We start from the raw sequence: 12,061 nt of genomic DNA, 5'->3' as shown, positions 1-12,061 counted from the left end.
GCGCCGCCGCCCGCGCGGGCACACCGGTCAGCCGGGCCAGCGGGGTACCCAGCGTTCCGCCCCGGCACAGCAGGTCGAGGCCGAAGGCGTGCAGCGGGCCCGCCACCGGGCCGCCCGCGCGGCCGTAGCAGGCGTGCTGCCCGGTGGTGAAGACCGTGTCCGCCGCCAGCTCCAGCGGGACCAGCAGGGCCGCGATCCGGCCGAAGCCGCGCTCGCGGCCCGCCAGCGCGTACGCCGCGAGGAACACCCCGACGGCGACCGTGAGCACGGTCGCCGTCGGCAGCGGGGTCCGGGACAGCAGGACGTGCGACGCGGCGGCGAGCGTCACGGTGAAGGCCGTGAACAGCGCCGCGCGCACGGCCCTGAGCTGAGTCCCGGATATGTCCATGGTGAGAGGAGAGTCTGTCACGTACGCGGTGAAGGGGACCTCAAAGGTCCCGGGCGGAGCCGGGAAGGTTACAGCCCCGGAATCCGGCCGTTGCGGAACAGGTCGAGGAAGATCTGGTGGTCGCCGCGGGCGCGGGCGCCGTAGCTGTGGGCGAAGTCCACCAGGAGCGGGGCGAAGCTCTCCTCGTCGGCCGCGAGGGCCGCGTCGATGGCGCGCTCGGTGGAGAACGGCACCAGCGACTCGCCCGACTGGTCGTCGGCGGCCGCGTGCATGGTGGCCGTGGCCCGGCCGAGGTCGGCGACGACGGTCGCGATCTCCTCCGGGTCGTCGATGTCGCCCCAGTCCAGGTCGACCGCGTACGGCGAGATCTCGGCGACCAGCTGGCCCGCGCCGTCCAGCTCGGTCCAGCCGAGCCACGGGTCGGCGTGCGCCTGGAGGGCGCGCTGGGAGATCACCGTGCGGTGGCCCTCGTGCTGGAAGTAGTCACGGATCGCCGGGTCGGTGATGTGCCGGGAGACGGCCGGGGTCTGGGCCTGCTTGATGTAGATCACCACATCGTTCTCCAGGGCGTCGGTCGCGCCTTCGAGGAGGACGTTGTACGACGGCAGCCCGGCCGAGCCGATGCCGACTCCGCGCCGCCCCACCACGTCCTTCACCCGGTACGACTCCGGGCGGACCAGGCTGCTCTCCGGCAGCGTCTCCAGATAGCCGTCGAAGGCGGCCAGGACCTTGTACCGGGTGGCCGCGTCGAGCTCGATGGAGCCGCCGCCCGGCGCGAAACGGCGCTCGAAGTCGCGGATCTCGGACATGGACTCCAGGAGCCCGAACCGGGTCAGCGAGCGGGCGTCACGGAGCGCGTCGAGGAGTGGACCCTCCGCGGTGTCCAGCGTGAACGGCGGCACCTCGTCGCGCTTGGCGCCGGTGGCCAGCGCGTGGACGCGCTCGCGGTAGGCGGCCGCGTAGACCGTGACCAGCTCGGTGATCTGCTCGTCGCTGAGCGCCTTCGCGTACCCGATCAGCGCGATCGAGGCGGCGAAGCGCTTGAGGTCCCAGGTGAAGGGGCCGACGTACGCCTCGTCGAAGTCGTTGACGTTGAAGACCAGGCGGCCGTTGGAGTCCATGTACGTGCCGAAGTTCTCGGCGTGCAGATCGCCGTGGATCCACACGCGCGAGGTGCGGTCGTCCAGGTACGGGCCGCCCCGCTTCTCCGCGTCCAGGTCGTGGTAGAAGAGGCACGCCGTGCCCCGGTAGAAGGCGAAGGCGCTCGCCGCCATCTTCCGGAACTTCACCCGGAACGCGGCCGGGTCGGCGGCCAGGAGCCGGCCGAAGGCGGTGTCGAAGACGGCGAGGATCTCCTCGCCGCGCTGCTCGTCGCTGAGCTGGGGAACCGACATCGCGGGATGCCTCCTGGTGCTGGTGCGGTACATGCGAAAAATGCGGGAACGGCCACGGCGCGCTTCCCCCGTCTCCAACGGGCGACGCGGCGCGGGAGTGCCCGGTTCCCGATGAAGGTACGTGGACGGAACCCGGGAGTGTCAGTGCCGGGGCATAGACTTCTTCGCTGTCCCCCTGCTTGTTCACCTGGAGGCCAAACCGTGTCGAAGCCGCCCTTCACGCACCTGCACGTCCACACCCAGTACTCGCTGCTGGACGGTGCCGCGCGGCTCAAGGACATGTTCAATGCCTGCAATGAGATGGGCATGACACACATCGCCATGTCCGACCACGGCAACCTCCACGGCGCGTACGACTTCTTCCACTCCGCGAAGAAGGCCGGAATCACCCCGATCATCGGGATCGAGGCGTATGTCGCCCCCGAGTCCCGGCGCAACAAGCGCAAGATCCAGTGGGGCCAGCCGCACCAGAAGCGGGACGACGTCTCCGGCTCGGGCGGTTACACCCACAAGACGATGTGGGCGGTGAACAAGACCGGTCTGCACAACCTCTTCCGGCTCTCCTCCGACGCGTACGCCGAGGGCTGGCTGCAGAAGTGGCCGCGCATGGACAAGGAGACCATCGCGAAGTGGTCCGAGGGCATCGTCGCCTCCACCGGCTGCCCCTCCGGCGAGGTCCAGACCCGGCTGCGGCTCGGCCAGGAGAAGGAGGCGCTGCAGGCCGCCTCCGACTACCAGGACATCTTCGGCAAGGACCGGTACTTCCTGGAGCTGATGGACCACGGCATCGACATCGAGCACCGGGTCCGCGAGGGCCTCCTGGAGATCGGCAAGAAGCTCGGCATCCCGCCGCTGGTCACCAACGACTCGCACTACACCTACGCGCACGAGGCGGCCGCCCACGACGCCCTGCTGTGCATCCAGACCGGCAAGAACCTCTCCGAGCCCGGCCGCTTCAAGTTCGACGGCACCGGCTACTACCTGAAGTCCACGGACGAGATGTACGCCATCGACTCCTCGGACGCCTGGCAGGAGGGCTGCGCCAACACGCTCCTGGTGGCCGAGATGGTCGACACCACGGGCATGTTCGAGGCCAAGAACCTCATGCCCAAGTTCGACATCCCCGAGGGCTACACCGAGGTCACCTGGTTCAAGGAGGAGGTCCGGCGCGGCATGGAGCGCCGCTTCCCCGGCGGCATTCCCGAGGACCGGCAGAAGCTGGTCGAGTACGAGATGGACGTCATCATCTCGATGGGCTTCCCCGGCTACTTCCTCGTGGTCGCCGACTTCATCATGTGGGCCAAGAACAACGGCATCGCGGTCGGCCCCGGCCGAGGCTCCGCCGCCGGTTCGATCGTCTCCTACGCCCTGGGCATCACCGACCTCGACCCGGTTCCGCACGGTCTGATCTTCGAGCGGTTCCTCAACCCCGAGCGCATCTCGATGCCCGATGTCGACATCGACTTCGACGAGCGCAGGCGCGTCGAGGTGATCCGGTACGTGACCGAGAAGTACGGCGCCGACAAGGTCGCCATGATCGGCACCTACGGCAAGATCAAGGCGAAGAACGCCATCAAGGACTCCGCGCGCGTGCTGGGCTATCCGTACGCGATGGGCGACCGCCTCACCAAGGCGATGCCCGCCGACGTCCTCGGCAAGGGCATCGACCTCAACGGCATCACCGACCCCTCGCACCCCCGCTACAGCGAGGCGGGCGAGATCCGGGGGATGTACGAGAACGAGCCCGACGTGAAGAAGGTCATCGACACCGCCAAGGGCGTCGAGGGACTGGTCCGGCAGATGGGTGTGCACGCCGCCGGCGTGATCATGTCCAGCGAGACCATCACCGAGCACGTCCCGGTCTGGGTGCGGCACACCGACGGCGTGACCATCACGCAGTGGGACTACCCGAGCTGTGAGTCGCTCGGCCTGCTGAAGATGGACTTCCTGGGCCTGCGCAACCTCACGATCATGGACGACGCCGTCAAGATGGTGAAGGCCAACAAGGGGATCGACATCGATCTCCTGAGCCTCCCGCTCGACGACCCGAAGACCTTCGAACTGCTCCAGCGCGGCGACACCCTCGGCGTCTTCCAGTTCGACGGCGGCCCCATGCGCTCGCTGCTGCGCCTGATGAAGCCGGACAACTTCGAAGACATCTCCGCCGTCTCGGCGCTCTACCGTCCCGGCCCGATGGGCATGGACTCGCACACGAACTACGCGCTGCGCAAGAACGGCCTCCAGGAGATCACGCCGATCCACAAGGAGCTGGAGGAGCCTCTCGAAGAGGTCCTCGCGGTCACCCACGGCCTGATCGTCTACCAGGAGCAGGTGCAGAAGGCCGCCCAGATCATCGCGGGCTACTCGCTCGGCGAGGCCGACATCCTCCGCCGCGTGATGGGCAAGAAGAAGCCCGAGGAACTGGCGAAGAACTTCGTCCTGTTCCAGAAGGGCGCCCGTGACAAGGGCTACAGCGACGAGGCGATCCAGGCCCTGTGGGACGTGCTGGTCCCGTTCGCCGGCTACGCGTTCAACAAGGCGCACTCCGCCGCGTACGGCCTGGTGTCCTACTGGACCGCCTATCTGAAGGCCAACTACCCGGCCGAGTACATGGCCGGACTGCTGACCTCCGTCAAGGACGACAAGGACAAGTCGGCGGTCTACCTCAACGAGTGCCGCCGCATGGGCATCAAGGTGCTCCCGCCGAACGTCAACGAGTCGGAGTCCAACTTCGCCGCCCAGGGCGACGACGTGATCCTCTTCGGCCTCTCCGCGGTGCGCAACGTCGGCACCAACGTGGTCGAGGCGATCATCCGGGGCCGCAAGGCCAAGGGGAAGTACCTCTCCTTCCCGGACTACCTCGACAAGGTCGAGGCGGTCGCCTGCAACAAGCGCACCACCGAGTCGCTGATCAAGGCCGGCGCCTTCGACTCGATGAACCACACCCGCAAGGGCCTCACCGCGCAGTACGAGCCGATGATCGACAACGTGGTCGCGGTCAAGCGCAAGGAGGCCGAGGGGCAGTTCGACCTCTTCGGCGGCATGGGCGAGGAGGCGAGCGACGAGCCCGGCTTCGGACTCGACGTCCAGTTCACCGACGACGAGTGGGACAAGACCTATCTCCTCGCCCAGGAACGGGAGATGCTCGGCCTCTACGTCTCCGACCACCCGCTCTTCGGTCTGGAGCACGTGCTCTCCGACAAGGCCGACGCGGGCATCTCCCAGCTGACCGGCGGCGAGCACTCCGACGGCGCCGTGGTGACCATCGGCGGCATCATCTCCGGCCTCCAGCGCAAGATGACCAAGCAGGGCAACGCCTGGGCCATCGCCACCGTGGAGGACCTCGCGGGCTCCATCGAGTGCATGTTCTTCCCGGCCACCTACCAGCTCGTCTCGACCCAACTCGTCGAGGACGCCGTGGTGTTCGTCAAGGGACGGCTCGACAAGCGCGAGGACGTGCCCCGGCTCGTCGCCATGGAGCTCCAGGTGCCCGACCTGTCCAACGCGGGCACCAACGCGCCGGTGATCCTCACCATCCCGGCCACCCGCGTGACCCCGCCCATGATCAGCCGCCTCGGCGAGATCCTCAGCCATCACAAGGGCGACAGCGAGGTCCGCATCAGGCTCCAGGGACCGCACAAGACCACGGTGCTGCGCCTGGACCGGCACCGGGTCAAGCCCGACTCGGCGCTCTACGGCGACCTGAAGGTGCTGCTCGGCCCGTCCTGCCTGGCGGGCTGAACACACCGGGTACGGAAGTGAAAAAGGGGCGCACCCCATGGGAGTGCGCCCCTTTTTCGTGTGCTCGCAAGGCTCACATGCCCTTTAAAAGCACTCAGTTGTGCCCGAAGCGCTTGTTCTGCTTGCGGGCGAAGTCCGAGGTGCCACCGGTGCCCTGCGCGGCGGACTCGTGCGCCTCGGCGGCCTGCCGCTGCGAGGTCTCCGGGGCCTGCTCGGCCTGCGACGAGCGGCTCTTCGGACCGGTCTGCTTGCGGTTCTTGTTCTTGGCCATGGGGATCTGCCTCCTGAAGGGGGTCTAGGGGCCAGGGCCGTCATCAGATTCACATACGCTGACATCAATCGCATGTCGGATAATTACCGTCTGTGACAGGGGTGATGGGGACGCGGGCGCCGGAAACGCCACGCCGAAGATCGAGTTCGGGCCGTTAACCCCCGGGCGGTCGGGCAGACTCGAAGGAAGTCCGAAGCAAAACCTCCGGGGAAGAGGGTGAGTCGCGTGGACCGCTGCATCGTCCTGGTGGACGCCGGGTATCTGCTGGGTGCCGCCGCCAGCCTCCTCGCCGGTGAACCCTCGCGGTCCCGGATCACCGTCGACCACCCCGCGCTGATCCAGGCCCTGCGCGAGCGTGCCGAGGCCGAGACCGGGCGCCCCCTGCTGCGCATCTACTGGTTCGACGGCGCCCCCGACCGGGTGCCGCAGCCCGAGCACCGCAGGCTGCGCGTGATGCCCCGGGTCACCGTCCGGTTGGGCGCCCTGACCCGTACCGACGGACGCTGGGCGCAGAAGGGCGTCGACGCGGCCATGCACGCCGAGCTGACCGAGCTGGCCCGCAACCGCGCCTGTTCCGACATCGTCCTGGTCACCGGCGACGGGGATCTGCTGCCCGGCATGATGGCCGCCAAGGAGCACGGCGTCGCCGTCCACCTGTGGGCCGTGCAGGCCGCCGACGGCGACTACAACCAGTCCGAAGACCTCGTCGCCGAGGCCGACGAGCGCCGCGTCCTCGACCGCGCCTGGATCATCCAGGCCGTCCGCGCCAAGGAACTCACCGGCGTCTGCGCCCCGCCGCCCCCACCCCGCCCCGACATCGCCGCGATCCTCTCCGCGCCGCTGCCCGAATCCGCGCTCGCCCCCGCCGGGGAACGCGCCGACGAGGAGACCGCCCACCCGCACCCCGTGGGAGGCCCCGCCCGCAACGGCACCGAGGAGCGGCCCAGCGCCCCCAAGGGCGTCCCCACCCCGAAGGACCTCGCCGCGCTGCGCGCCCCCGGCGCGGCCGCCCCGCACCCCGCGCAGCACCCGGCGAGCGCCACCCTGCGCTGGTCCTCCGACAAGGGCTGGGTGGACCGCCCCGCCACCCCCGCCGAGCCGCCCGAGGTCGCCTCCATGCCGACGCTCGCCCAGCTCACCACCGCCGAGCAGCGCTGGGCGGACCGCGAGGAGGACATCACCACCGTCGGCGGCGACCCCTACGAGGTCGGCCAGGTCTTCGCCCGCCGCTGGATGTCCCGGCTCGGCGACCAGGGCCATCTGCACCGGCTGTCCTCGATGTACCCGCGCATCCCGCACCGCATCGACGGCGAGCTGCTGCGCTACGCCGCCCGCTTCGGTCTGCTCGCCCACAAGGACGACCAGATCGACGAGCACGACCGCTACGCCATCCGGGCGGGCTTCTGGCGGGAGTTCGACGTTCCCGCGGCGGCCGCCGACGCCCCGGCCGGGGAGTGAGCGGGGCCTGAACCGGGGGATGCCGAGATGAGGTGCCCCAAAGACGAGTAAAGGGCCCGCACCCCGTACGCTCCTCCCTTGTGAGTACGCGCGCGGGACAGGCACTTCGGTACGACGAAGCCGTACGCGTGCGCGGGCTCAGCAAGACCTACCCGCCCGTCAGGGGACGGCGCGGAACCCCCGGCACGCCCGAGGTACGGGCCACCGACCAGGTGGACCTCCAGGTGCGCGGCGGCGAGGTCTTCGGCCTCCTCGGCCCGAACGGCGCCGGAAAGTCCACCCTCGTCCGCCAGCTCACCGGGCTCCTGCGCCCCGACTCCGGCAGTGTCGAGATCCTCGGCCACGACATCGTGCGCCACCCCGAGCGGGCCGCCCGCATCCTCGCCTACCTCGGCCAGGAGTCCTCCGCCCTGGACGAGCTGACCGTCGCCCTCGCCGTGGAGACCACCGCGCGGCTGCGCGGCCTGGACGTACGACGGGCGCGGGACGAGCGGGACGCCGTACTGGACGAGCTGGAGCTCGGCCCCCTCGCCGGGCGCCCGCTGACCAAGCTGTCCGGCGGACAGCGGCGGCTCGCGTGTGTGGCCGCCGCGCTCGTCGGGGACCGCCCGCTGCTCGTCCTGGACGAGCCCACCACCGGCATGGACCCGGTGGCCCGGCGTGCGGTCTGGAGCGCCGTGGACCGGCGGCGCGCCGAGCACGGTACGACCGTGCTGCTCGTCACCCACAACGTCATCGAGGCCGAGACCGTCCTCGACCGGGTCGCCGTCCTCGACCGGGGCCGGGTGATCGCCTGCGACACCCCGGCCGGACTCAAGGAACGCGTCTCCGGCGAAGTCCGGGTGGAGCTGGTGTGGCGGGAGCGGGCGCCGCTTGAGGTGCCCGAGGTCGCCGTGCTGCGCGAGCGGGCCACCGAGTCGGGCCGCCGCTGGACCCTGCGGCTCGCCCCCGAGGAGGCGCGGGCCGCCGTCGCCACCGTCACCGGCGGGGCCGCCTTCGCCGCGCTGGACGACTTCACGCTGGCCACTCCCAGCCTGGAGGACGTCTACCTGGCGCTCGGCGGCGCGGCCCGGCAGGGGCTGGTGAAGGGATGAGCGAGAGGCTTGCCGGAGCCGCGCTGAGCGCGGAGCCCGCCGTATCCGTATGGTCCCGGTGGACGCCGTGGTCCCTGGAGGACGGCGCCCCCTCAGCCGTCGGGAAGAGGAGCAGCTCGTCGTGAGTGTCGTACCCGCGGAGATCCGGCCCGGTGCCGTGCGGACCGTGCCCGAGCAGGCCCGGCGCGCGGTCGAACTGGGCCCGCCCGCGCGGTTCGGACCGTCGCTGGCCGCCGTCTACCGCGCACAGCTCTCCCGCGCCCGGGTGGCGCGCATCCCCCTGCTGTTCGTGGCGGTCTTCCAGTCCGTCGGCATCACCGTGATGATGCGCGGGGTCGTCGACGGCGGCCCCGAGGCGTGGGCGGTGGTGGCCGGTTCGTCCGTGCTGGTCGTCGCCTACGTGGCGCTGAACCTGCTCTCGCAGTACTTCGGCCAGCTGCGCGCGAGCGGCGGCCTCGACCACTACGCCACCCTGCCGGTGCCGCCCGCCGCCGTGGTGCTGGGCGCGGCGGCCGCGTACGCCTCCTTCACCGTGCCCGGCACGCTCGTCACCGCGCTCTTCGGCTGCGCGCTGTTCGGGCTTCCGGTGTCCAACCTGTGGGTCCTGCTGGCGGTGATCCCGCTCGCCGGGGCCGCCCTGTCCGGCGTCGGCGCCGCCTGCGGACTGCTCGCGCCGCGCCCCGAACTGGCCACCCTGCTCGGCCAGCTGGGCATGTCGGCGGCCCTGCTGCTCGGCGTGCTGCCCGCCGACCGGATGCCGGGGATCGTCCGGCTGGCCCGCGACCTGCTGCCCTCGACCTACGGCGTCGAGGCGTACGCCCGCACCTTCGGCCCGCACCCCGACTGGGGCGTGGTCCTCGCTGACCTGGGGGTGTGCGCGGGCGTCGGCGTGCTCTCGCTGGCGGTGGCCACCCGGGCCTATCGCCGGGCCGCCGTCCGGTGACGCGGCCCACAGCACGACCTGGCACGATGTCAGGGTGACCGCACCGCTGACTCCCCCTCCGCCGCCGCACGAAGACTCCGCGCACCCGGTCCGGCAGGGACCGCCCGACGGTGAGCCGGCCGCGGAACGGTACGAACAGGACGGCCCCGGAATGAAGACCGAAGTGCGGGAGGCCGCCGTGATCGCGGCGGTCGTGGCGCTGAGCGGGGTGCTGCTCGGCCTGCTGTGGTGGCAGCTGGCCCCGCACGTGCCGCTCGTCGGGGACACGGCGGACCACAGCTGGGTCGTGTACCTCAAGGACAGCGAGGGCGAGCAGGCGGTCGGGGTGGACGGCACGTTCACTTTGCTGGCCCTTGCCTTCGGCGCGCTCAGCGCGCTCGGCGTGTTCCTGGTGCGCAGGCGCGGGGGCGTGCCGCTCGCGGTGGGCCTCGGGGTGGGCGGACTGCTGGCCTCGGTGCTGGCCTGGCGGCTCGGGGTGTGGCTCGGACCGGCGCAGGACGTCATCGCCCGCGCGAAGGCGGTGGGCGCCGGGGTCACCTTCGCGGCCCCGCTGCGCCTGGGCGCCAAGGGCGCGCTGCTGGCCTGGCCGTTCGCCGCGCTCCTGGTCCATCTGGGGCTGACGGCGCTCTTCGGGCCCCGCGACCCGGAGGAGCACGAGGACTACGGCCGGCCGGGGGACTACGGGCCGCCGCCGCAGCGGTAGGTCATCGCCCGGCTTTGCGTGAGGGCCCCTGATCCGGGGCCCTCACGCATGTCTTTTACGCGCGGGCGATCGGGGCCAGCACCGCCGAGGTCAGCGCGGCCAGCGCCTTGGGCGCGAGTTCCACCTCCAGGCCCCGGCGGCCCGCCGAGACGCAGATCGTGGTGTGGTCCTCGGCCGAGGCGTCCAGGACCGTGGGCAGCCGCTTGCGCTGGCCGAGGGGGGAGATGCCGCCCCGGACATAGCCGGTCGTGCGCTCCGCGAGCGCCGGGTCGGCCATCGCGGCCCGCTTGCCGCCCACCGCCGACGCCAGCGCCTTGAGGTCGAGGGTGCCGGAGACGGGGACCACGGCCACCGTCAGCGCGCCGTCCACCTCGGCCACCAGCGTCTTGAAGACGCGCTCGGGGGAGACGCCCATCGCCTCGGCCGCCTCCTCGCCGTAGGAGGAGTGGGCGGGGTCGTGCTCGTAGGAGTGGACCGTGTGGTCCACGCCCGCCGCGGTGAGCGCCACCGTCGCCGGGGTTCCGCCGGACTGCTGCTTCTTGGACTTCTTCGCCATCGGGGGTTCGGCCTCGGTTCGGGTCAGTTCAGGCTGGTGCGCGCCCGGGTCAGCTCGAACGCGGGCAGCGACGGCAGGCTACGGATGATGGCGGTCTCCGAGCGAAGGAGTTTCAGCTCGTCCCGCAGCCGGGAGGCGGTGTCCGGCGCCTGGAGGAGCCGCTGCTTGGTCGGGGTGTCCAGGACCATGGCCGCCGCGACCAGGTAGGAGGCCACACTCGGGTCGTCCGGCAGCTCCGCGTCGGCCAGGGAGTGCTCGGCGGCTCCCGCCAGCCGCTTCTGGTACCGGATGAAGTAGTCGAGGACGCCCTCCGCGAGCGCGCCCGCCTCGTCGCCGGGCTCCTCCTCCAGCTCCTCGACCTCGGCCGTCAGGAAGGCGCCCGAGGAGTCCACCGAGAGCAGACGCACCCGCCGGGTGCCGGTCGCCAGCACCTCGAAGGTGCCGTTCTCCCGCTCCCTTATGGTCGCCGCGTCCGCGACACAGCCGATCCGGTGCACCGCCTTGAGGGGGTCGGGGCCGAAGCCCGCGGCCGGGCCCTGGTCGGGCAGCGCGGTCGGGTCCGGCATCCCCGGGGCGCTCGGCGCCACCTCGTGGCCGTCCCGGATGGCCGCGACCACGAACCGGCGTGGCTCCTCCTCAGGGGTCTTCAGCAGCTCGCGCATCATGGCGCGATACCGCTCCTCGAAGACGGTCAGCGGCAGCACGAGACCCGGGAACAGCACCGTGTTCAGCGGGAAGAGGGGCAGGCGGGCGGTGGTCACGACGCCCCAGCCTAATGGTCATGGGCGCCGCCGGACCCTTGCGGTCCGCCGTCCGGCCGCCGGGGTGTCGGGATCAGCCCCGCGAGGGCGGCGGCCGGACCCCCGGCGAGCAGCGCCTCGCGCACCCGTACGAAGTGGCCGAGCGGGTCGTCGGAGACCCGGGTCCAGGGGAAGGAGGTGGCGTACGGGCCGATCAGGGCGGCCTGGGCGCGCGCGTCGTCCCAGCGCTCCAGGCGCAGCAGCACGAAGAGCAGTTTGTTGCGGACCTCTGCGGGCCACGGGTCGGCCGCCGGGAAGCGCCCCGAGAGGTCCGCCGCGCGGTCGGCGGCCCCGTCGAGGCGGGCCCTGCCCACCTCGGGGCCGCACAGGTCCGTCAGATAGCCGAAGGCGGCCCGCACGGGCAGCGCCTGTACGAGTGAGTCCGCGGGCGCGTCCTGCGCGGCCCGCTCGGCGAAGTCGAAGCACTCGCCGTGCGAGCCGTGCCAGAAGGTGCCCAGATAGCGCAGCGCGGCCACATGGCAGCCGTAGTGGTGCGGGGCACGGCGTACGGCCGCCTCCCACAGCTCCTCGAAGTAGCGGTGCCCGGCCTTCGAGCCGCGCGCGTGGTCCAGCGCGATCCGCCACGGCACCGGGTCGCGGTCGTCGGCGCGGGCGGCGGCCGTGATCAGCGGGCTCACCGCGCGCAGCAGCTCGGCGCGGGCGGGGGAGGGCCAGAGGCGGTCCACCGCCAGCTGGGCCGACACGAGCAGCGC

At 71.5% G+C, this 12,061-nt stretch carries 10 protein-coding genes and 1 pseudogene; 5 read left to right on the top strand and 6 right to left on the bottom strand.

What is annotated here, in order from left to right; all coding sequences use genetic code 11:
• Together GTW40_RS00515 and GTW40_RS00510 are read right to left on the bottom strand one after the other, a co-directional pair.
• A pseudogene (locus tag GTW40_RS00515) lies at positions 1-388 on the bottom strand (hypothetical protein); the annotation flags it as partial.
• A 68-nt stretch (positions 389-456) separates the two neighbouring features.
• Positions 457-1,782 carry a DUF2252 domain-containing protein gene (locus tag GTW40_RS00510; protein ID WP_161178149.1) on the bottom strand — a complete coding sequence of 442 codons (1,326 nt, stop codon included), beginning with the start codon at positions 1,780-1,782 and terminating at the stop codon, positions 457-459.
• Positions 1,783-1,983: 201 nt separating this feature from the next.
• On the opposite strand from GTW40_RS00510, the gene dnaE reads away from it, so the two are divergent.
• A complete protein-coding gene (dnaE, locus tag GTW40_RS00505) occupies positions 1,984-5,523 on the top strand; it encodes a DNA polymerase III subunit alpha (protein ID WP_161178148.1) in 3,540 nt (1,179 codons plus the stop codon).
• A 94-nt stretch (positions 5,524-5,617) separates the two neighbouring features.
• On the opposite strand, the gene GTW40_RS32460 is transcribed toward dnaE, so the two are convergent.
• Positions 5,618-5,794, bottom strand: a complete 177-nt coding sequence (locus tag GTW40_RS32460) for a hypothetical protein (protein ID WP_202485174.1) — start codon at positions 5,792-5,794, stop codon at positions 5,618-5,620.
• A gap of 225 nt (positions 5,795-6,019) precedes the next feature.
• Between GTW40_RS32460 and GTW40_RS00500 the strand changes: the two genes are divergently transcribed.
• The 4 genes from GTW40_RS00500 to GTW40_RS00485 all read left to right on the top strand — a co-directional run bounded on the left by GTW40_RS00500 (position 6,020) and on the right by GTW40_RS00485 (position 9,992).
• On the top strand, positions 6,020-7,252 hold the full coding sequence (locus GTW40_RS00500; protein ID WP_161178147.1) for an NYN domain-containing protein: 1,233 nt from the start codon (positions 6,020-6,022) through the stop codon (positions 7,250-7,252).
• A gap of 80 nt (positions 7,253-7,332) precedes the next feature.
• Positions 7,333-8,346 carry an ABC transporter ATP-binding protein gene (locus GTW40_RS00495; protein WP_161178146.1) on the top strand — a complete coding sequence of 338 codons (1,014 nt, stop codon included), beginning with the start codon at positions 7,333-7,335 and terminating at the stop codon, positions 8,344-8,346.
• A 121-nt stretch (positions 8,347-8,467) separates the two neighbouring features.
• Positions 8,468-9,289, top strand: coding sequence for an ABC transporter permease (locus GTW40_RS00490; protein WP_161178145.1), 822 nt, complete (start codon positions 8,468-8,470; stop codon positions 9,287-9,289).
• A gap of 34 nt (positions 9,290-9,323) precedes the next feature.
• On the top strand, positions 9,324-9,992 hold the full coding sequence (locus GTW40_RS00485) for a DUF2567 domain-containing protein (protein WP_161178144.1): 669 nt from the start codon (positions 9,324-9,326) through the stop codon (positions 9,990-9,992).
• Between the two features lie 55 nt (positions 9,993-10,047).
• On the opposite strand, the gene ybaK is transcribed toward GTW40_RS00485, so the two are convergent.
• The 3 genes from ybaK to GTW40_RS00470 all read right to left on the bottom strand — a co-directional run.
• Positions 10,048-10,548 carry a Cys-tRNA(Pro) deacylase gene (gene ybaK, locus GTW40_RS00480; protein ID WP_161178143.1) on the bottom strand — a complete coding sequence of 167 codons (501 nt, stop codon included), beginning with the start codon at positions 10,546-10,548 and terminating at the stop codon, positions 10,048-10,050.
• Between the two features lie 23 nt (positions 10,549-10,571).
• The gene (locus tag GTW40_RS00475; protein WP_161178142.1) at positions 10,572-11,309 is read right to left on the bottom strand and encodes an LON peptidase substrate-binding domain-containing protein; all 738 of its coding nucleotides are present in this window, start codon (positions 11,307-11,309) and stop codon (positions 10,572-10,574) included.
• Positions 11,310-11,320: 11 nt separating this feature from the next.
• A partial coding sequence (locus tag GTW40_RS00470) for a hypothetical protein (protein ID WP_161178141.1) occupies positions 11,321-12,061 on the bottom strand: 741 nt, incomplete at its 5' end.

This window comes from Streptomyces sp. SID4985 (genome assembly GCF_009863025.1).
Lineage (GTDB): Bacteria > Actinomycetota > Actinomycetes > Streptomycetales > Streptomycetaceae > Streptomyces.
The sequence above is the reverse complement of the archived record's forward strand: the minus strand, read 5'-3'. Positions and strand labels throughout refer to the sequence as shown.

Coding starts and splice junctions, on each gene's coding strand:
- GTW40_RS00510 (WP_161178149.1), bottom strand. CDS start 1,782: ATGTCGGTTCCCCAGCTCAGCGACGAGCAGCGCGGCGAGGAGATCCTC.
- GTW40_RS32460 (WP_202485174.1), bottom strand. CDS start 5,794: ATGGCCAAGAACAAGAACCGCAAGCAGACCGGTCCGAAGAGCCGCTCG.
- ybaK (WP_161178143.1), bottom strand. CDS start 10,548: ATGGCGAAGAAGTCCAAGAAGCAGCAGTCCGGCGGAACCCCGGCGACG.